The following is a 19,870-nucleotide window of genomic DNA, read 5'->3' on the forward strand; positions in this document are numbered from 1 at the left end:
CGCAGGGGGACACGACGCCCGCCCCGCACCGCACAGCCCGATCCGTTACCTAGTGCCGTTGATGACCTGCGGCATCAGCGAAGAAAGCAGACACGATGTCTCACCTGCTCGACTCCGTCGACACCGCGTCGCTCCGCAGCGACGTCCCGGACTTCCGTCCCGGCGACACCGTCAACGTCCACGTGCGCGTCATCGAGGGCAACCGCTCCCGTGTGCAGCAGTTCAAGGGCGTGGTGATCCGCCGCCAGGGTTCCGGCGTGCGCGAGACCTTCACGGTCCGCAAGGTCTCCTTCTCCGTCGGCGTCGAGCGCACCTTCCCGGTGCACACCCCGATCGTGGAGAAGATCGAGCTCGTCACCAAGGGTGACGTCCGCCGCGCCAAGCTGTACTACCTCCGTGACCTCCGCGGCAAGGCCGCGAAGATCAAGGAGAAGCGCGAGAACTGAGCGCTTTACCGGCGTCATATCGCGGCCGGATAGCATCTGGCCCCGATGGACACCGAAGCACAGCCGACGGAGCGCGACCGCTCCCTCCCCCCGGACCCCGAGGACTCCTCGGACGCGCCGGGACCGGAGGGGCGGTCGCGTTCCGCGTTGGTCTCGCGCTTCACGGACGGGTTGCCCGGCGGGCGGATCACCCTGACCCTGCTGCTCTGCCTGCTGTTCCTGCTGGCGGTCAACACGTTCGTGGCGCGGCCCTTCGAGATCCCGAGCGGATCGATGGAGAAGGGATTGAGGGTCGGGGACCGCGTTCTCGTAAACAAGTTGGCGTACACCTTCGGCGACGGGCCCGCCCGTGGCGACGTGATTGTGTTCGACGGCACCGGGTATTTCGGTGACGCCGACTACATCAAACGGGTCGTCGGGGTGGGCGGGGACCATGTCGTCTGCTGCGACGGGGAGGGGAGGATCCGGGTGAACGGCCGGTCGGTCGACGAGTCGGGCTTCCTGTTCCCCGGCGACAGCCCCTCCACGGTGCGGTTCGACGTGGTCGTGCCCGAGGGACGGCTGTTCGTCCTCGGGGACCACCGCGGCAGCTCCAGCGACTCGCGTGACCGTCTCGGCTCGCCCGGTGGCGGGATGGTGCCGGTGGACAAGGTCGTCGGGCGCGCGGAGGGCGTCGTGTGGCCGTTCGGCCGCGCCGGCCGCCTGGAGCCGACGGACGCGTACGCGAAGGTGCCGGCGGGGGAGGCATCCGCGCACGCGGCGGCTCCGGCGGGAGGCGGCCATGGGTAACCGCGGCAAGCCCCGCGGCGTGCCGGAGAGCGCCGCCGAGAACCTGCTGCCCACCGGGTCCCGCAGGGCCGTCGCCCCGGGCTCCGGCCGCACCCGCGCCGAGCGGCGCAAGCTCCAGCGCAAGGTCAAGCGGCGCCGCAGGCGCAGCGCCGTCAAGGAGATCCCGCTCCTCATCGGCGTCGCCGTCCTGATCGCGCTGGTGCTGAAGACGTTCCTCGTGCAGGCGTTCGTCATCCCGTCCGGCTCCATGGAGCAGACGATCCAGATCGGCGACCGCGTCCTCGTCGACAAGCTCACCCCCTGGTTCGGGTCCAAGCCGCAGCGCGGTGACGTCGTCGTGTTCAAGGACCCCGGCGGCTGGCTCCAGGACGAGCGGACCACGGTGAAGAAGGAGGACCCCGTCGGCATCAAGCAGATCAAGGAGGGCCTCACCTTCATCGGTCTGCTGCCGTCGGAGAACGAGAAGGACCTGATCAAGCGGGTCGTCGGCGTCGGCGGCGACCGCGTCCAGTGCTGCGACACCCAGGGCCGCGTCACCGTCAACGGCGTCCCGCTGAACGAGGACTACCTCTACCCCGGCAACGCTCCCTCGCTGACGCCCTTCGACGTCACCGTGCCGGAGGGCCGCCTGTGGGTGATGGGCGACCACCGCGCCAACTCCGCGGACTCCCGTTTCCACCAGGACACCGACTACGGCGGCACCGTCTCCGAGGACGAGGTGGTGGGCCGCGCCATGGTCATCGCCTGGCCCCTCGGCCACTGGAACACGCTCGACGAGCCGACGACCTACGCCTCCGTGTCCGACTCGGCGCCCGGGTCGATCGCCGGGGCCTCGCCGTCGCATAGGGTTGCCCCGGACGATCCCGGCCAACGTGAAGAGATTGTCCAGCTCCCGAGCCCTGCGGAACTCCCGCTCGTTATGGGAGTGGTGGGCCTGCGCCGGGCATGGCGCGGGCAGCGGCAGAGAGTGAGGAGTCGGCGTGGGGGATGTGGCGGTTGGCGCACGGTCCGGTCAGGGAGGCGAGGAGCCCCGCGGACGCTCCGCGGGACCGGGCGACCCGGACGCGGGCCACGCCGCGTTCTCCGGAGATGACGGGCGTGCGGTCGAGGACGGCGGAGTGAACGAGGACGGGACGCGGACCGACGGTCAGGGACCGGACGGCCCCGAGCACGGCCGGCAGAAGAAGCAGCAGCGCTCCTTCTGGAAGGAACTGCCGATCCTCATCGGCATCGCCCTCGTCCTGGCGCTGCTGATCAAGACGTTCCTCGTCCAGGCGTTCTCGATCCCCTCCGACTCGATGCAGAACACCCTCCAGCGGGGAGACCGGGTCCTGGTCGACAAACTGACCCCGTGGTTCGGCTCCGAGCCCGAGCGCGGCGAGGTCGTCGTCTTCCACGACCCCGACAACTGGCTGGCGGGCGAGCCGACCCCCGACCCCAACGCGCTGCAGAAGGCTCTCAGCTTCATCGGCCTGATGCCGTCCGCGGAGGAGAAGGACCTGATCAAGCGGGTCATCGGCGTCGGCGGCGACACGGTCGAGTGCAAGGGCACCGGCCCGCTGACGGTCAACGGCAAGGCGCTCAACGAGCCCTACGTCTACCCGGGCAACACCCCCTGCAGCCAGGACGACCAGGGCGGCCAGTTCAAGGTCAAGGTTCCCGAGGGCCACATCTGGGTCATGGGCGACCACCGGCAGAACTCGCGGGACTCCCGCTACAACACGGCCGACAAGAACCAGGGCTTCGTCCCCGTCGACAAGGTCGTCGGCCGCGCCGTGGTCATCGCCTGGCCGATCAACCGCTGGACCAACCTGCCCGTCCCGGACACCTTCGACCAGCCCGGGCTGAACACCCAGGCGCAGGACGCGGCGGCCCTGACGGTCGCGCCTCCCGCGCTCGCGCTGGCCGGCGCGGTGCCGTTCGTGCTGTGGCGGCGCCGTCGCGCCTGACGGCCGGGACCCGCGCCCTCTCGGGAAGGGGAGGCGCGGGGAGGGCTGACCCGCCCGGGTACCGCCGGGTAGGGTGCCGCCCATGAGTGGTCAGAGCACGACGCGTACGGTCCCGGGCAGCGGCGGTTCCGGCACGGCACGGAGCGGCCGGACCGGGCAGGTGCTGTCCAACGTGGCCGTCGCGCTCGGGCTGGTGCTGTTCCTCGGCGGGTTCGCCTGGGGAGCGGTGGTCTACCGGCCCTACACCGTGCCGACCACCTCGATGGCCCCGACGATCGACGCCGGCGAGCGGGTGCTGGCGGAGCGCATAGACGGCGGAGAGGTCCGCCGCGGCGACGTCGTCGTCTTCCGGGACGCCACCTGGTCGAACGCCCCCATGGTGAAGCGGGTCGTCGCCGTCGGCGGAGACACCGTCTCCTGCTGCGAGGACGGCAAGCTCACGGTCAACGGCAAGGAGATCGACGAGCCGTACCTCCCCGACGACCCGATCGCGCGGTCGTCCGTCTTCCCCGAGGTGACCGTGCCGAAGGGACGCCTGTTCCTGCTCGGCGACGAGCGCTCCGGGTCGGTCGACTCCACGGCCCATCTGACCGACGCCGCCAGCGGCACCGTCGCCCGCGACGCCGTCCAGGCGCGCGTCGACGCCGTCGTCTGGCCGATGGACGGCATGCTCGCCAAGCCCGCCGGCTTCCAGGCCCTCGGTCCGCTCTCCACGCCGGGACCGCTGCCGGGCGTGCTCGCCGCGGTGGTCGGCGGGGCGGTGCTGGTGCTGGCGGGAGCCGCCTACGGGCCGCTGGCCAAGCGCGCGGCCGCCTCCCGGGCCCGGCGCGCCGCGGGGAGCACCGGTGGCCGCTGAGCCGGCGCCGGCCGCACCGGACACGTACACGGGCGGGCTGCGCAGGGTCGCCCGGGTGGTCCTGCTCGACCCGCGGGACCGCATCCTGCTGCTCCACGGCCACGAACCGGACGACCCCGGCACCGACTGGTGGTTCACGCCCGGCGGCGGCGTGGAGGGCGACGAGACCCGTGAACAGGCCGCCCTCAGGGAACTCGCCGAGGAGACCGGCATCACCGACGTCGAACTCGGCCCCGTGCTGTGGCGGCGGCGCTGCTCCTTCCCGTTCGCGGGCCGCCAGTGGGACCAGGACGAGTGGTACTACCTGGCCCGTACGACGCAGACGGCCACCGCGGCGACCGCCCTGACCGAGCTGGAACGGCGCAGTGTCGCCGGCGCCCGCTGGTGGACCTGCCCGGAACTGTCCCACGCCCGTGAGACGGTGTACCCGACCAAGCTCGCCGGACTGCTGCGGACACTGCTCGACGAAGGGCCCCCGGCCGCGCCCGTCACCCTGGACACCGAAATCGTCCGGTGACTTGCGGGACTGGCGCACAATGGTGGGATCGCACGGCTGAAGGGGAACATGCCATGAGCGCCGAGGACCTCGAGAAGTACGAGACCGAGATGGAGCTGAAGCTCTACCGGGAGTACCGCGATGTCGTCGGTCTGTTCAAATATGTGATCGAGACCGAGCGGCGCTTCTACCTCACCAACGACTATGAGATGCAGGTCCACTCGGTGCAGGGTGAGGTCTTCTTCGAGGTCTCCATGGCGGACGCCTGGGTCTGGGACATGTACCGGCCGGCCCGCTTCGTGAAGCAGGTGCGGGTGCTCACGTTCAAGGACGTGAACATTGAGGAGCTCAACAAGAGCGATCTTGAGCTGCCGAGCGGGTGACGTGGTCTCGTGGTGACAGTGGTGAGAGTGGTGACGTGGTGACGTCACTCTCGCGGGTGGCGGAGTTGTCCACAGCAGCGAGGTTGTCCACCTGACCCGGCGGGGACCGGCTGGTCTGCGTGACGGTTGGCGCCGGAGGTGGTGCCGACATGGACGCACGGCAGGACACGCAGGACAGGCAGGACACGCAAGTACGCGGGGGCGCCGGGAGTGGTGGCGGGCAGGCCCGCGGGGCGCTCGGCAGGTACGGGGAGATACTGGCCGCGCGGCGGCTGACCCAGGCCGGCATGACGGTGCTGGAGCGCAACTGGCGCTGCGGCAGGACCGGCGAGATCGACATCGTGGCGCGGGACGGCGACGCCCTGGTCGTCTGCGAGGTGAAGACCCGCCGCGCCGGGGCCTTCCAGCACCCCATGGCTGCGATCACTCCGGCCAAGGCGAGCCGGCTGCGAGGACTCGCGGAGCGCTGGCTCCAGGAACACGGGGGAGCACCGCCCGGCGGCGTCCGCATCGACCTGGTCGGCGTGCTGCTGCCGAGGCGCGGCGCCCCCGTCGTCGAGCACGTCAGGGGGGTGGCCTGAATGGGATTCGCCCGTACGTGTTCGGTGACGCTCGTCGGCGTCGAGGGCGTGGTCGTCGAGGTGCAGGCCGACCTGGAGCCGGGAGTCGCCGCGTTCACGCTGGTGGGGCTGCCGGACAAGAGCCTGACGGAGAGCCGCGACCGGGTGAGGGCCGCCGTGGTCAACTCCGGTGGCGAGTGGCCGCAGAAGAAGCTCACCGTCGGACTGAGCCCGGCGTCGGTGCCGAAGGCCGGCAGCGGGTTCGATCTCGCCGTCGCCTGTGCCGTCCTCGGCGCCTCCGAGCGGATCGACCCCCGGGTGCTGTCCGACATCGTGATGATCGGCGAGCTCGGCCTGGACGGCCGGGTGCGGCCGGTGCGCGGCATCCTGCCGGCGGTGCTGGCCGCGGCGGACGCGGGCTTCGAGCAGGTGGTGGTGCCGGAGTGCGCCGCCGCCGAGGCCGCCCTGGTACCGGGCGTGTCCGTGCTGGGCGTGCGCAGCCTGCGCCAGCTCGTCGCGGTCCTCACCGACGAGCCGGTGCCCGACGAGGAGCCCCAGGAGCCCGACCGGCCCGATCCGCTGATGGCGGGACTGCGCGACCTCGGCGGCGGGGCGATCACCGGCATGAGCGGCGGCCCCGGCCGGTGCGACCAGGGACACGACCTCGCCGACGTCGTGGGCCAGCACACGGCGCGCACGGCCGTCGAGGTGGCCGCGGCGGGCGGGCACCACCTCTTCCTCGAAGGCCCGCCCGGCGCGGGCAAGACGATGCTCGCCGAGCGCATGCCCTCCATCCTGCCGCCGCTGGACCGGCAGGCGTCCCTGGAGGTGACCGCCGTGCACTCGGTGGCGGGCCTGCTGCCGCCGGGCCGCCCCCTGATCGACACCGCGCCCTACTGCGCCCCGCACCACTCGGCCACCATGCAGGCGCTCGTGGGCGGCGGCCCGGGGACGGCCCGGCCGGGGGCGGTGTCCCTGTCCCACCGGGGCGTCCTGTTCCTGGACTTTAGCGACTGCTAGCGAAGTGTCCGTGTCCCTCGTTGGAGTGCTCATCGGCCGCGTCGCGTAGGTCTTTAGCTAACGGTTTGCTTCTGTTCGCCCTGTACGGGACGAATTGGAAGGAATGCCTAGTGCGAAGCACGTTGGTGCTGGACGACCTGCGGGTGCAGAAGATCAGACGGACGGACGGAAGCTGGTCGTTCGGGATCGTGTTGCCCGACTGCTCGCTCGACGAGGAATCGGAGAGCTACCTGCGCGTCTACGAGGGGTCGGGGTCCCAGGAGACCTACGCCTACTACCTCGTTGACCACCTTCGGTGGCGCGTCCGCGAGGGCCTGACCACAGAGACGATCAAGATCATGGACCTCCACCGCTACCAGGGTGCGGTGGGTGCGCAGGTGCCGATGCCGTACGGGCAGCCGTGGCGGGTTCCGCCGAAGCGCCCGTACAGCAAGGCGGCCCTGTCGATCTCGGCGACCGTCCTGAAGGGCTTCTACCTGCACCAGTGCGTGAAGCGCGGCATCAACGGCGAGCTGCGTGAGGCGCTGGACGTCGAGCGGCTGCCCACCAAGGCCGACAAGAACCGGGCCTTCCTGGGACACACGATGACCTCGGTCGCGAAGAACCCGCTGGCGCCCCGGCAGGGCACGCGTCGGCGGCACCCGAAGATGCTGCCGGATGACGCCCGGCCCGAGCTGATGGGCGCGGTGAACACCGCCCGCGACGAGATGGTCGTGACCTGGCTGTCCGACACGACCCTGCGGATCGGCGGCCTGACCGGCCTGCACCTGGTCGACCTGCACCTGCGTGAGAACGCGGCCTGCGGCGAATGCAAGAGCCCGCACGTCCACGTCTGCCACCGGCAGACCAACCCCAACCGAGCCAGGGCGAAGAAGAAGGAGGACTGGAAAACGGTGGACGGCGTGATCACCGGCGGTGAGATCTACCGAGTGAGCCCGGCCATGGTCAGCTCCTACTTCAAGTACATGACGACCGAGTACGCGAAGTACGCGACGGGACACGGCATGCTCCTGATCCAGCTCGCCGGACCGCGGATCGGCGAGCCGTGGACGGCGGACGCGGCCCGCGGAGTGCTGCGGCGGGCCGGCAAGCGGGCCGAGCTGTCCGGCCGCATCAAGCCGCACGCGTTCCGGCACACGACCACCAACAAGATCCTCGACGTCACGGACAACGACCCCTGGGTGGCCAAAGAGGCCGGCAACTGGGCGTCGGTGCAGACCGTCGAGGAGGTCTACGGGCACCCCGACATGCACTCCCCTGAGTTCACGTCCGCGCTAAAGGCGGTCTGGGGTGAGGAGTCGTGACCGAGCCCGTCCGCACCCTCCTGCCCGTCATCACGCCGGATCAGCCGAGCCGGACCACTGGCGACCGCCTGGAGATTCTCCACGCGCTGATGCAAGCGCCTGGCTTCGACGCCGGGCTGTTCCGACGTGACGTGATCCGCATCCCGCAGGATCACGAGGCCTACGGTTGGGGCTGCCGCGTTCCGCAGTGCGAGCGGGCCCAGGAGCCGTGCCGGTCGTTCTGCGCGAACCACGAGACCGAGTGGCGCGCGAAGCGGAAGGCCGGCGGACTGCTGGCCGACTTTATGCGCACCGCCGAGCCACTGAAGCCGGTCTCGCACTACCAGCCCGAGGACTGCACGATCTGCCCGGACATCCCGGCTTGGGCCTCCTCGCCGCTCTGCTTCGTGCACACCCAGCGCTGGCGGGCCGCGAAGGGAGTCTGGAAGCGCCGGAAAGGTCTGCCCGGAGAGCCCGACTACGAGAAGTTCCTCGCCTCGCAGCAGCCGTTCGTGCCCTTCGGCGAGTGCCAGGTGCTGGCCTGCCCGGATCTCGCAGAGAACCCGGTGGGTCTCTGCCAGCGCCACCACCGCCGCTACAGCAGGGCCGGTTCCCCGGGGAATGTCCATCTGCCGCACCAGTGGGGTCGGTGGCTCGCCGACCGGGACAAGCCGATCCCGGTTCTCTACGACGACGAACTCGCGTTCCGGACCTGGTGCAAGGAAGCGGACCCGGCCCACCGCATGGACGGCAAGGTCTCCCTGCTCGGGCTGAAGCCGCTGGCGAAGGCAGAGATCCAGTGGTGCATGTTCCAACGCACCCAGATGAAGGTCGAGGCCGGGCACTGGCCGTTGCCCTGGATTCAGTACCTCGCCGACGACTGCCGCAACCTGAAGGTCAACTCGCTGGCGGACCTCCACCCCGATCAGATGAGGAACTTCCCGGCCCTGGTCGTCAAGGCGATGCTCCGCATGCTGCGGCTGATCTACTTCAGCCGCGAGGACACCAAGGACGCCGGCTACATCGAGACCGATCACTTCGGGGTGAAGCTCAGCAGCCACGGCGGGCAGATCGACCTGTCGAACATCTCGCAGCGGTGGCTGCGTGATCTGGTCTGGGACCAGATGGCCCACCGGCTCCTGACCAACCCGCCCCGCAGCACCCAGCCCTTTGACTTGGTACGGCGCGGAGCCGCCGAGCTCAGCGCGTTCTTGGAGATCCAGGGCCCCGAGGGCGGTCACGACCCCCGTCTCCTCGAGGGCCGTCACATGGTCGACTTCGTCACCGATCAGCGACACCGGGCCCAAAACGGGATCCGGCCCCTGGCCGCGAGCCGTCGCCGCGGTCAGGACAACGATCCCGTGACAGCGGGGATGGTCTGCGGCTACTTCGACGGGGTTCGCCGCACCCTGCGCAAGGCGCTGGAGGACGGGGACCTCGAACGCCTCGGCCTGGACCGGGCCTTCGTCCTTGCCGTTCCCCCGGGCAAGCGGGCCAAGGGCCGACGCCGCCCATTCCCCGACGACGTCGCCAGGGCGGTCGCGAACGAGACCAATCTGCAGGCTCTGGATCGCCAGGACGTCGAGGACCGGGGGCTGCGGGACATCTGGGAGGCCCTGGTCATCACCGGCCGCCGCTGCAGCGAGGTGCTGAAACTGCGGCTGGAGTGCATCGGCCGGCTCGGTGGCTTGCCGATGTTTTGGTACGACGCGACGAAGGTCGGCAACCTCGACGAGGCGATCCGCATCTCGGAACGTCTCTACAAGCGGATCGAGGCCCGACAGGCCATCACCATCGACCGCTTTCTCGAGCGCGAGGGGCGTGTCCCGACCGGCGAGGAACGACGGCAGATCGCGCTATTCCCGGCGCGGAACTCCAACCGGAACCACATCAAGGGCATCAGTTACGGCTGGTTCAACCGCCAGTTCCGGGACTGGATCGACTCGCTCACCGACATCCACGTCGTCACCCACCAGGCCCGGCACACCCTAGCCACCAACCTGCTGAAGGCCGGGGCGAACCTCAGCCACGTCAAGCGTTACCTCGGGCAGGTCTCCGAGGCGATGGCCGAGCACTACGTCCACCTCGCCAGCACCGACCAGAAGCTCGAGGACGCCCTCAACACGATCTGGGTCACCGGCCCCGGCGCCCTGGAACCGGGCGTGGTGCTGAGCGGCGGCGAACCCATGAGCCGCGAGCAGGCCGAGGCGATGATGATCGACCTCACCCGCAAGTCCACCCCGGCCGAGGGCGGCTTCTGCACCTTCCAGGCCGTGGTCGACGGCGGCGCCTGCCCCTGGAAGCTGGACTGCCACAACTGCGACAAGTTCGTGATGTCCGGCGCCGACCTCGTCTACTGGCACCGCAAACGCGAGCACTGGCGGACGCTCGCAGAACGCGCTGGCAACCCCAAGGTCACCGACTACCTACACCAACTCTTCGAGCCCACCGCCCGCGCGATCGACGGCCTGGAGAAGGCCCTGGCAGCCGTCGGCCTCCTCGACGAAGCCCTCGCCCTGGACCTACGACGCCCGCAGGACTACTTCGGCCGCGTCTGGGCCACCGCGTTCCGCGCCAACGAACTCGCCCAGATCGAGGACCTCGGCGAAACCGACTTCGACGATGAGTACGACAACGACCATGAGGTGGCTCCGTGACCTCCGGACCCGGCCAGACTGCGGCGGCGATCGCCGCCCGCCGTCAACAGACCCAGGACAAACTCACCCGCGTCGAGAAGGCCATCGCTCAGCTCCGCCGCGAACGCGGTCGGCTGGCAGTCCGGGCGATCGCCGAGCGGGCGGACGTGTCTCCTACGTTCCTCTATGAGAATCCCGATGCCCGCGCACTCGTCCAGCAAGCCGTCACCGACAGCAAGAGCCGCCACGACCGGCGCACCGGCGAGAAGCACGAGCAGATCGAGGCGTCCTGGCGCGAACGGGCCCTGAACGCCGAAGCCGAACTCACCCGAACCCAGAACGAGGTCCTGGTCCAACGGCAGCGGATCGGCGAGCTCATGGGCCAACTCCGCGACGTCGACGGGATGGTCCCCGGCGAGTCCGTCCAGCACCTCACCACCGAAAACACCACCCTCAAGCGCCGCCTCCAGCAGCTGACGCAAGAGCACCGCAAGCTCCAGGAGCGTCTCGAAGGAGCCCGCACCAACCTCCGCTTCTCCGACAAACGCATCGCCGACCTCGAGGTCCAGCTCCTCGAACTCCAGCCTCCCGTCCCGGCCGACGTCGATTCCGACCTCTCGCACTCAGCTGCGGCCACACGTCGTTACTCTCGCGCGTTGCCTCCTGATGTGGCCCCGGGGAGCCCGGTCCGGGCGAGTTCGCCTGTCTCCGCTTCAAGGGGCGCGGCCATCTGATCGCCGATACCTGTGACGAGGACTGCGACGGGATGAACCCCTGCCTCACCGTGAGGCAGGGGCCACCGTCAGCTGCTGGTCCTCGCTCGGGACGCCCTACTTTGCCCCCTGGCTCCAGGCAAACGTGCGAACACGCTCGGAGATGTGCATGCGCTGCTCTTGTTTGGGATTCTCTGCCGTCAGTCGCCCGCCAGCGTGGAGCTCGGCACTCCAATCCCCTCGCGTTCTCCGCAACAGCACTGAGTCACTAGTCTCTTTCCACGAGTTCCCTTGCTTCATCAGTGTCCGGAACTTCCTGGGCGGCTGCTGAACGCACGGTTCCTCGTCTGCCCAAATGTCGCCGTCGTCGATTGCAGGGGCGACAACGGCGTGAGGTGTCTTCTTCTCGTCGTACCAGAGGTAGCACGCCTCCCAGGACTGGTAGCCAGAGGGTACCGGGGCGGTGCTCAGTTGCCCGTTCTTGGTTACTTCCGCCAATTCCAGCTGGGCTTGCTCTCCCACGCCTTCGCAGCCGCCACTGTTCCAAGCGGACATCAGCCACCGCCCGTCTGGGCCGGGCTCAACTACGCTGTCGTACCCGAGGTTGGCCACGGTGAGGGCGGACACCTGCAGTCGCGAGTTGACGCGAAAGACCTTTGTGCGGCAGTCGTTCCATCGAATCCCCATGAGCGAGTCCCCTGAGTTTGCTGCTCCCCCGTAAAGGTCCATTGTGGAACAGCCTCCGGTCCCACAGTAGTTCCTGGCTACCTCCAGAGCTTCTTCGTCGGTCTGTCCCTGATGGAGGATCTCGGGGTTTTCCAGGTGCATCGTGCTGGGTTCCGTCTCCCCGAGGCGGTACCAGGCGAATCCAGCGTCTTCTCCGTCGAGTGTGTTCCACTCGGAAAGCAGTTTGTTCCCGATGAAGGAAATCTGACAGCCTCCGCACTCCCAGCTGCCGACATTTCCCGTCGTCAGGTCGGCCAAGTACACGAGGCCACCACTCTGGCCCAGTTCTGTGGCTGCAGTCGTCCACGCGAGTTGCTTACCGTCGGGCGCCCAGGTCAGTTGGCTAGCCGCCATGCCTGCAGGCAGTGCTGTGACCGTCTCCGGACCCCCCGTACCGGACTTCACCATAATGGCGCTGTCCGTGGCGAACGCCAAGGCCGGCATCAGTTCGTCTGACTCCCAAATAGTATATTTGGGCGACGTAATTGTGAGGCCGATCTGGCGGGCCTTGAATTCTCCGGGCTTGAAATCCACTGCGGCCCCGCCCTCTAGGAATCCCTCCACCTTCCCTTGGTGCTTTTCTGGATCGATGCCAGCCTCCACCGCAAGAGCGGCATCCAAGTTGAATTCTGTAACGAAGACCTCGATAGGGTCGCTCGCCTCAAGTCCGAATCGCACTCCACCCTTTCCCTTTAGCTTTCCTTCGCCAGCCCCTGAAATCGACGTTGTGAAAGGAGCCGGCCCATCAACAGTCGCCGAGGCATAGGGCAGGAGACTCAGGCGAGATTTGACTTTCCAGTCCTGCTCCCCTCCCGATACCACTTTCATCCCGGTGGCTGCTTTGACTTCCAGCCCAGCGATGAACTTCATCTGCGGCTGGACGCGGAACGGGCCGACGCGGACGAGTTGCGCCACCTTTCCCAAATTGCCTGGCAGTTTGATCCAGTCCTTGCTGATTAATTCGTAACTGCACTGGGCTCCGTGAGGGGTGCCAAGCGTGACTCGAGCGGAGTAGTGGACATTGGCGTGAACGTCGGCCCACACGACATCCCTCAGATTGAATCCGATTTCACTGCCGCTAAGGTCAAGATCGGGCCAGGTCGCTTCCACCTTCACCAGAGGGATGCCGGTTCCACACGCAACTTTCGCGCCGCTTTTCAGTTCCTGCTGCCATGTGTCCATTTTGAGGGAAAATTCACCCTCCCACGGTTTCGCTTGCGGTCCCGGACCGGGATCGTCGTCGGCCCGGTACGCAGCTGGCTGCATGTTGGATCCTGCGGCGGCCGCATCGGATGGCGTGCGCGTGAACCGTAGGACCGCCTTGGGCATGGCTTCGCTGAGCCGTGCCGAGGAGGTTTCGACCGCCAGAAGATCTCCTCGGCGCTCGCGGCCCACGACTTTGCGGAGGAGACCGTGCGGGGTTTTCGGCCCTTCAGCGGCCAGCAAGATGTCGCCGACCTTCAGGTTTTGTGCACTCTCGGCGTCGGACCGGAACAGGAGTTCTTTGTCCCTGCCCGTGGTTGTTTTGGCCAGGCCCGGGTCGGCGTAGTCGAGGATGCGGGCTTTCTCAGAGACTGCGATTCGGTAATCGACCGTCACGCGCGCGGACTCGCCTCTGTCGACCGGGGTGGTCAGCACTTCGTCCGGGGTGTAGTAGGTGGCGTTGGCGGCCTTGACGGGCGCCGGTGCCAGGCGGACGGATCCTGGGGGGACCCCCAAGGTCGTAGAAGCCGTGACCGACCGCTTGAACCCGTTAGCTCCGGTGACCGCGATGATTGGCTGGGCCTTGCCGGGTAGGCCTGTGATCTTGATGGTGAGGCGGGTGGCGGACTCCTGGGTCTTCCAGAAGGCCACCCAAGTTCCAGTCAGCAGAGCCAGAGCCAGGATGCCGCTGACCCACCAGACCCGTCTGCGCTTCATGATCATGCGCTCCCCCTTCACAGCGCCGGGGGTGATGCGTGACACCCCACAACAGAGTGAAGAGTATTAACCACATAACATGGCGTCACCGCAACTCGGGCGCGCCGTCAACTACGTGGCTGGATTGCAGAGTTGTCATGAATGGAGCCATTGAGAGGTGAGGATGCGACCCTCCACTACGGGAGACTCCGGTCGGCCCGCATCACGTCGTGAGCGCCTGCGCATCGAACTGGAGCATGACGCGCTCGCAGCGGCGCGCAGGCTCATCGCTACGCAGGGTGTCGAGGCCCTCAGTTTGTCGGCGGTGGCCCGGGAGGTAGGAGTTACTCCGCCGGCGCTGTATCGCTACTTCGAGGGAAAACCGGGCCTCACCCTTGCCGTCTACGAAGCGGTCACGCGTGACTTCGTGGCGACCGTCGCGAAGGCGGCGGGCGCGATGGGTGCGGAGGATTTCGGCGGTCAGCTCTACGCAGCCACCCGGGCAGTGCTGGACTGGTCGGTCGCGAACCCGGGCGAGTTCGATCTCCTCATGGGCGCCGGCTACGCGCGCTTAGTCGCCTCCGGACGCCACGTTGACCAGGTGCTGATCCGGGAGTTGGGCGGTCTGTTCGGGCAGACCTTTGCTCAGCTGTGGCGCCGGGGCATCCTGCCGTACCCGTCAGAGCAAGAGATGGAGCCAGCCCTTCGGTTGCAGGTATCGGCCTATGGACGGCTGATGGAGCACGACTACCCAGCAGGCGTCGCCATGGTGATGATCACCTGCTGGCGGCAGATCTACGGGCTGCTCTGCATGGCCGTCTATGGACACCTGGCCTCGTCATTCGACGATTACCTGCCCCTGTTCGAGAACATGATGGACGACCTCCTCGCCTTGTGTGGCGTACCGCGCAAGCGATAAATGAGGCCCACAGCGGCGACGCGTGCCCACGGTGCTACCGCAGCAGCTTGGTAGTGCGTTCGGGATGGCCCGTCTTGATGTTCCGCATCCGGCGCCGGCTCCTTCGTGATCAGCCGCAGACCCGTCTCTGGGCCGCGCGGCAGAGCGACCGGTGGCGTGTGACCCGCACCCTCGCCATCGGCCCCACCGTTTACGCCGCCCCTGAACTTGACTCCATTAACCCTTGGTGCCCACACCGTTCTGACGGCGCACGTCCATACGTCGCGGACGCACACGCGACGTATTGCCGCAGGTCAAAGCCGATACTGACGATTGAGTACTCCCTAAAGACGGCGAGACCCCCGAGTTCAGCAGCAAGGCACTGGACGCCCTGCGCCAGCCGCTGGAGGCGGGGCACGTGGTCATCGCGCGCAGCGCGGGCGTCGTGCGCTTCCCGGCGCGTTTCCTCATGGTGCTCGCGGCCAATCCGTGCCCGTGCGGCCGGTTCTCGCGCACGGACGACCGGTGCGAGTGCCCGCCCTCGGCGATCCGCCGCTACCAGGCCCGGCTCTCCGGACCACTGCTCGACCGGGTCGACCTGCGGGTGGAGGTGGACGCCGTCACCCGGGGCGAGCTGACGGCGACGGGCGCACGTGGCGAGACCACCGCGGTGGTCGCCGACCGGGTGCGCTCGGCCCGCGAACGGGCCGCCGCGCGGTTCCACGGCACGCCGTGGCGCCTCAACAGTGAGATCCCGGGCCGGGAGCTCCGCAGCCGCTGGCAGGCCGCGCCGGGCGCCATGGACGAGGCCGAGCGGAGTCTGGAACGGGGCGTGCTGACCGCGCGGGGGATCGACCGCGTGCTGCGGGTCGCCTGGACGGTCGCCGACCTGTCCGGCCACGACCGCCCGGACGCCGGCGACGTCGTACTGGCCCTGCAACTCCGCACGGGCGTGCCCCGCGGGGTGCCGATGGCGATCGGGGCGGGGGTATGAGCGGGGGGATCGGGCCGGTCGGCCCTCGCAGCCGTGGTGAGGCGTCGGAGACGGTCGGATGGACGGGCCAGGACGGCCCGGCGCGACCGACCGGGTCCGGCGGCCCACCTGGAGGCGGCGTGCGCGAGGGCCCGCCAGGACCGGTCAGCCCGCTGGGCCGGCCCGCAGAGGGCGGCAACGAGGACGCGCCGTGTCCGACCGGCCGGGGCGGGGACGGCTCGGCTGGTGCAGCTGGACAAGGCACGGTGCGACCGACGGGCCCCGGCGGCCCGTCCGGGGAGGCCGGGCCGCCGCGTCTGGTCGACCCGGTGAGCTCGGCCGGAGGGGCCGGAGACGAGGGTCAGCCGAGGGCGGTCGGCCGGCCTGGTGCGGCCGTGCACGACCCGGCGCGACCGACCGGGTCCGGCGGCCCGCCTGGAGGCGGCGTGCACGACGGCGGCGGCCCGCCCGGGGCACCCGGGCGCGACGGCTCACCCTCACCGGTCAGCCACGGCGGCCTCATGGGCCGGATCTTCCTCACCCGTGTCGTCGAACCCGGGGACGAGGCAGGCGGGCGCTGGGTACGGGAGTTCGGGGTGGACGAGGTGGTGCGGCGGCTGAGGCAGCGCGGGGAGCCCTTGCCGGGTGTCAGCCGGAAGCGGTGGGCCGGGCTGCTGGCGCGGGCCGAGCGGGCCGACCCGCGTCGGGATCTCGCCGTCGCGCGGGACGCGGGCGTGCGGTTCGTGTGCCCCGGGGACGCCGAGTGGCCCCGCCAGCTCGACGACCTCGGGGATGCCCGCCCGCTCGGCCTGTGGGTGCGCGGCACCGCGGACCTGCGGCTCTGGGCGTTGCGCTCGGTCGCCCTCGTCGGCGCGCGCGCCTGCACCGAGTACGGGGCGTTCATGGCCGCCACCCTCGCCGCCGGACTCGCCGAGAAGGGGTGGATCGTCGTCTCAGGCGGCGCCTACGGCATCGACGGCGCCGCACACCGCGGGGTGCTCGGCGCGGGCGGTGCGACCGTCGCCGTACTGGCCTGCGGGGTGGACCGTCCCTACCCGCGCGGACACGCCGGACTGATCGGCCGGATCGCGGAACAGGGACTCGTGGTCGGCGAGTTGCCACCCGGCGAGCATCCGACGCCCAGTCGCTTCGTCCTCCGCAACCGCGTGATCGCCGCCCTCACGCGGGGCACGGTCGTCGTCGAGGCGGCCCACCGCAGCGGCTCCCTGGTGACCGCCCGCGCCGCCCGCCGGCTCGGACGCCACACGATAGGAGTACCGGGCCCGGCCACCAGCGGCCTCTCCGCCGGCGTGCACGAACTGCTGCGGCAGGACGCCGTCCTCGTCACCGACGCCGACGAGATCGTCGAACTGGTCGGGGACATGGGCGAGCTCGCCCCCGAGCGCAGGGGACCCGTCCTGCCCCGCGACCTGCTGGACCCGGCGGTCCGTCAGGTCCTCGCCGCGCTGCCGGCCCGCAGGGCGGCACGCCCGGACGACATCGCCCGCACGGCGCAGACCACCCCGGACGACGCGATCGCGAAACTGTACGAACTCCGAGCACTTGGTTACGTCGAACGACACGGCGACGGCTGGAAGTTGACGCGCCAGGCGATGATCTCGGTCCGGGGAGACACCGATGTCCGCTGACGCAGCGTGTTCGGCCGTCCGGGGGAACCCCGACACGCCCTGGAAAATACGTCAGTTGGGGTATCCGGGTGATCACGCAGAGCGACGGGTGTGCCCCGGCGGGACGGCCCCCGGAACGTATCTGCGCACGGCCCGGCCCCCGTTCTTCGCGCACCGCGACGCCGCAGTCACGCTACGCTCACGAGGGTCCAGACACGGACGGCCCAGAACAGGCACGAGAACAGACATCGGACAGACGACGCACCCAGGCAGTACCAGCCCACGGCAGAACGGCACTAGGCGACGAATGCCCCAGCACACCTCCGGGTCCGACCGGGCGGCGATCCCCCCAGCCGCCCGCGACGGTGGCAGCGTGCGGCCGCCCGCTCCCTCGACGCTCGACGAGCTGTGGCGGTCGTACAAGGCGACGGGGGACGAACGTCTGCGGGAGCAGCTGATCCTGCACTACTCACCGCTGGTGAAGTACGTCGCCGGCCGGGTCAGCGTGGGCCTGCCGCCCAACGTCGAACAGGCGGACTTCGTCTCCTCCGGCGTCTTCGGGCTGATCGACGCGATCGAGAAGTTCGACGTCGACCGTGAGATCAAGTTCGAGACGTACGCGATCACCCGGATCCGCGGCGCGATGATCGACGAGCTGCGGGCACTGGACTGGATCCCCCGCTCCGTGCGGCAGAAGGCGCGCAACGTGGAGCGCGCCTACGCCACCCTCGAGGCGCGGCTGCGGCGCACCCCGACGGAGAACGAGGTCGCCGCCGAGATGGGCATCACCGTCGGCGAGCTGCACGCGGTGTTCAGCCAGCTCTCCCTCGCCAACGTCGTCGCCCTGGAGGAGCTGCTGCACGTCGGCGGTGACGGCGGCGACCAGCTCAGCTTCATGGACACCCTGGAGGACACCGCCGCCGACAACCCGGTGGAGGTCGCCGAGGACCGGGAGCTGCGCCGCTTCCTGGCGCGGGCCATCAACACCCTGCCCGAGCGGGAGAAGACCGTGGTCACGCTGTACTACTACGAGGGCCTCACCCTGGCCGAGATCGGCAACGTGCTCGGTGTCACCGAGAGCCGCGTGAGTCAGATCCACACCAAGTCGGTGCTCCAGCTGCGCGCCAAGCTGGCCAGTTTCGGGCGCTGACCCCCGGCGGCGTCCGGTGCGACCGGCCGTCCGAACCCCTGGCCGCGGTGGGCGGAGCGTCCGTAAAGTGGACGACGTGCCAAGGATTCGAGCGGCCTCCGTGGCCGAGCACCGGTCGATGCAGCGAGCCGCCCTGCTGGACGCGGCACGCTCCCTGCTGTCCGAGGGCGGTACGGAGGCGCTGACCTTCCCGGCCCTCGCCGAGCGCACGGGCCTCGCCCGGTCGTCCGTGTACGAGTACTTCCGCTCGCGGGCGGCCGTCGTCGAGGCGCTGTGCGAGGCCGACTTCCCCGTCTGGGCGGCCGAGGTCGAGGCGGCGATGGCGGACGCCGAGGGCCCCGAGGGCAAGATCGAGGCGTACGTCCGCAAACAGCTGGAGCTGGTCGGGGACCGGCGGCACCGCGCGGTCGTCGCGATCTCCGCGAGCGAACTCGACGCCGGCGCCCGGGAGAAGATCCGCGCCGCCCACGGCGGACTCGTCGCGATGATCGTCGAGGCGCTCGCCGGACTGGGGCACGCCGAGCCGCGCCTCACCGCCATGCTGCTCCAGGGCGTCGTCGACGCCGCGGTACGCCGTATCGAGCTGGGGGCGGCCGAGCATCCCGACGTGATCGTCCGGGCGGCGGTCTCCCTGGCCCTGGACGGCGTCCGGGGCTGAAGCACCGCCCGGGCGGCCCGGCCCTCTCAGGGCAACGGCACCCCGAGCACCGGCAGGAGCCGGGACGGGCCCCGGTGGAGCAGCCACGGGGGCAGCAGGGAGAGCGGGTCCAGGTAGGTCTCGCCCCGCAGCAGCCCCCAGTGGACGCACGGCGCCGTGCAGTGCGAGCCGCCCGCCTCCACCGTGCCGATCACCTCGCCCGCCGACACCTCCGCGCCCTGCGGCACCGAGGCTCGGACGGGTTCGTAGGTCGTGCGCAGCGGCGGGTCCCCGGTGCCGGTGAGCTCCACCGACACGACGCCCTTCCCGGCCACCCGGCCCGCGAACGACACCCGGCCGTCCGCCACCGCCCGTACCGGCGTCCCCGGCGCCGCCGCGAGATCGACGCCCCGGTGCCCAGGCCCGTAGACGGTCGCCGGCGGTTCCCAGCCGCGCAGGACGTGCGGGCGTACCCCCACCGGCCACGTACGGCCGACGGCGGGGACGGTGTCGGCGTCCGCGGCGGAACGTGGCTCCCCAGCGGCTCCCGCGACGGCCCGCACAACGGCCCCCGACGATCCCGCCGAGCCGACCGCGAACAGCCGGGACGCGGGCGGTGCCAGCAGAGCCGCCACGGTCAGCGCCACCACCAGCACCAGCCGCACGCACCGCCGGGCCCACCTGCCCGGACCGCCCCCGCCACTCGCATCACGCCACTTCACGCCACCCACGCCCCTCGCTCCGTCCCGGTCGTCGCATGGTGGAAGCGTCCCCCGGAGACGTGATCTCCGCCGGGACCTGTGGACGGACGGCCGGGTTGTGGACAAC

17 protein-coding genes and 2 pseudogenes are annotated in these 19,870 nt (G+C 69.7%); 17 read left to right on the forward strand and 2 right to left on the reverse strand.

Annotated features, from left to right (window positions below; all coding sequences use genetic code 11):
- The first annotated feature begins 95 nt into the window (after positions 1-95).
- From rplS to ACQZOG_RS21820, 12 genes and pseudogenes are all read left to right on the forward strand, one after another.
- Positions 96-446, forward strand: coding sequence for a 50S ribosomal protein L19 (gene rplS, locus ACQZOG_RS21765; RefSeq protein ID WP_033275915.1), 351 nt, complete (start codon positions 96-98; stop codon positions 444-446).
- Between the two features lie 45 nt (positions 447-491).
- Positions 492-1,235: a signal peptidase I gene (lepB, locus tag ACQZOG_RS21770; RefSeq protein WP_033275916.1), complete on the forward strand. Its 744-nt coding sequence runs from the start codon at positions 492-494 to the stop codon at positions 1,233-1,235.
- Positions 1,228-2,328, forward strand: a complete 1,101-nt coding sequence (lepB, locus tag ACQZOG_RS21775; RefSeq protein WP_033275917.1) for a signal peptidase I — start codon at positions 1,228-1,230, stop codon at positions 2,326-2,328. Before lepB (ACQZOG_RS21770) ends, lepB (ACQZOG_RS21775) begins: the two co-directional genes overlap by 8 nt.
- Complete coding sequence (gene lepB, locus ACQZOG_RS21780) at positions 2,216-3,184, forward strand: signal peptidase I (RefSeq protein WP_033275918.1); 969 nt, start codon at positions 2,216-2,218, stop codon at positions 3,182-3,184. Before lepB (ACQZOG_RS21775) ends, lepB (ACQZOG_RS21780) begins: the two co-directional genes overlap by 113 nt.
- A gap of 82 nt (positions 3,185-3,266) precedes the next feature.
- The gene (gene lepB / locus ACQZOG_RS21785) at positions 3,267-4,040 is read left to right on the forward strand and encodes a signal peptidase I (RefSeq protein ID WP_193469323.1); all 774 of its coding nucleotides are present in this window, start codon (positions 3,267-3,269) and stop codon (positions 4,038-4,040) included.
- Entirely contained in the window at positions 4,030-4,557 is a 528-nt protein-coding gene (locus ACQZOG_RS21790; protein WP_193469321.1) for an NUDIX hydrolase, read from the forward strand. Before lepB (ACQZOG_RS21785) ends, ACQZOG_RS21790 begins: the two co-directional genes overlap by 11 nt.
- Positions 4,558-4,610: 53 nt before the next feature.
- Positions 4,611-4,919, forward strand: coding sequence for a DUF2469 domain-containing protein (locus ACQZOG_RS21795; protein ID WP_003993268.1), 309 nt, complete (start codon positions 4,611-4,613; stop codon positions 4,917-4,919).
- 149 nt (positions 4,920-5,068) lie between these two features.
- A complete protein-coding gene (locus tag ACQZOG_RS21800) occupies positions 5,069-5,500 on the forward strand; it encodes a YraN family protein (RefSeq protein WP_359520533.1) in 432 nt (143 codons plus the stop codon).
- Positions 5,501-6,484, forward strand: a pseudogene (locus ACQZOG_RS21805) (YifB family Mg chelatase-like AAA ATPase); the annotation flags it as partial.
- Positions 6,485-6,609: 125 nt separating this feature from the next.
- Positions 6,610-7,803 carry a tyrosine-type recombinase/integrase gene (locus tag ACQZOG_RS21810; RefSeq protein ID WP_245657375.1) on the forward strand — a complete coding sequence of 398 codons (1,194 nt, stop codon included), beginning with the start codon at positions 6,610-6,612 and terminating at the stop codon, positions 7,801-7,803.
- A complete protein-coding gene (locus ACQZOG_RS21815; RefSeq protein ID WP_037641819.1) occupies positions 7,800-10,439 on the forward strand; it encodes a tyrosine-type recombinase/integrase in 2,640 nt (879 codons plus the stop codon). The genes ACQZOG_RS21810 and ACQZOG_RS21815 overlap by 4 nt, the downstream gene beginning before the upstream one ends.
- The gene (locus tag ACQZOG_RS21820; protein ID WP_063834612.1) at positions 10,436-11,152 is read left to right on the forward strand and encodes a DUF6262 family protein; all 717 of its coding nucleotides are present in this window, start codon (positions 10,436-10,438) and stop codon (positions 11,150-11,152) included. The genes ACQZOG_RS21815 and ACQZOG_RS21820 overlap by 4 nt, the downstream gene beginning before the upstream one ends.
- Positions 11,153-11,248: 96 nt before the next feature.
- On the opposite strand, the gene ACQZOG_RS21825 is transcribed toward ACQZOG_RS21820, so the two are convergent.
- Entirely contained in the window at positions 11,249-13,783 is a 2,535-nt protein-coding gene (locus ACQZOG_RS21825) for a hypothetical protein (RefSeq protein WP_158698228.1), read from the reverse strand.
- 157 nt (positions 13,784-13,940) lie between these two features.
- On the opposite strand from ACQZOG_RS21825, the gene ACQZOG_RS21830 reads away from it, so the two are divergent.
- From ACQZOG_RS21830 to ACQZOG_RS21850, 5 genes and pseudogenes are all read left to right on the forward strand, one after another.
- A complete protein-coding gene (locus ACQZOG_RS21830) occupies positions 13,941-14,675 on the forward strand; it encodes a TetR/AcrR family transcriptional regulator (RefSeq protein ID WP_051747821.1) in 735 nt (244 codons plus the stop codon).
- A gap of 334 nt (positions 14,676-15,009) precedes the next feature.
- Positions 15,010-15,648 (forward strand): annotated as a pseudogene (locus ACQZOG_RS21835) (ATP-binding protein); the annotation flags it as partial.
- Between the two features lie 500 nt (positions 15,649-16,148).
- The gene (gene dprA / locus ACQZOG_RS21840; protein ID WP_033275966.1) at positions 16,149-17,276 is read left to right on the forward strand and encodes a DNA-processing protein DprA; all 1,128 of its coding nucleotides are present in this window, start codon (positions 16,149-16,151) and stop codon (positions 17,274-17,276) included.
- 286 nt (positions 17,277-17,562) lie between these two features.
- Positions 17,563-18,405 (forward strand): RNA polymerase sigma factor WhiG, encoded by an 843-nt coding sequence (gene whiG, locus ACQZOG_RS21845; protein WP_006130436.1) that lies wholly within the window; start codon positions 17,563-17,565, stop codon positions 18,403-18,405.
- Positions 18,406-18,505: 100 nt separating this feature from the next.
- Positions 18,506-19,063: a TetR/AcrR family transcriptional regulator gene (locus ACQZOG_RS21850; protein ID WP_033275923.1), complete on the forward strand. Its 558-nt coding sequence runs from the start codon at positions 18,506-18,508 to the stop codon at positions 19,061-19,063.
- Between the two features lie 26 nt (positions 19,064-19,089).
- Here the strand turns inward: ACQZOG_RS21850 and ACQZOG_RS21855 are convergent, their stop codons facing one another.
- Positions 19,090-19,707, reverse strand: coding sequence for a M23 family metallopeptidase (locus ACQZOG_RS21855; protein WP_107115396.1), 618 nt, complete (start codon positions 19,705-19,707; stop codon positions 19,090-19,092).
- Positions 19,708-19,870 lie beyond the last annotated feature (163 nt).

This window comes from Streptomyces sp. P13-3-3, from assembly GCF_050571355.1.
In the GTDB taxonomy this organism is placed as follows: domain Bacteria; phylum Actinomycetota; class Actinomycetes; order Streptomycetales; family Streptomycetaceae; genus Streptomyces; species Streptomyces althioticus.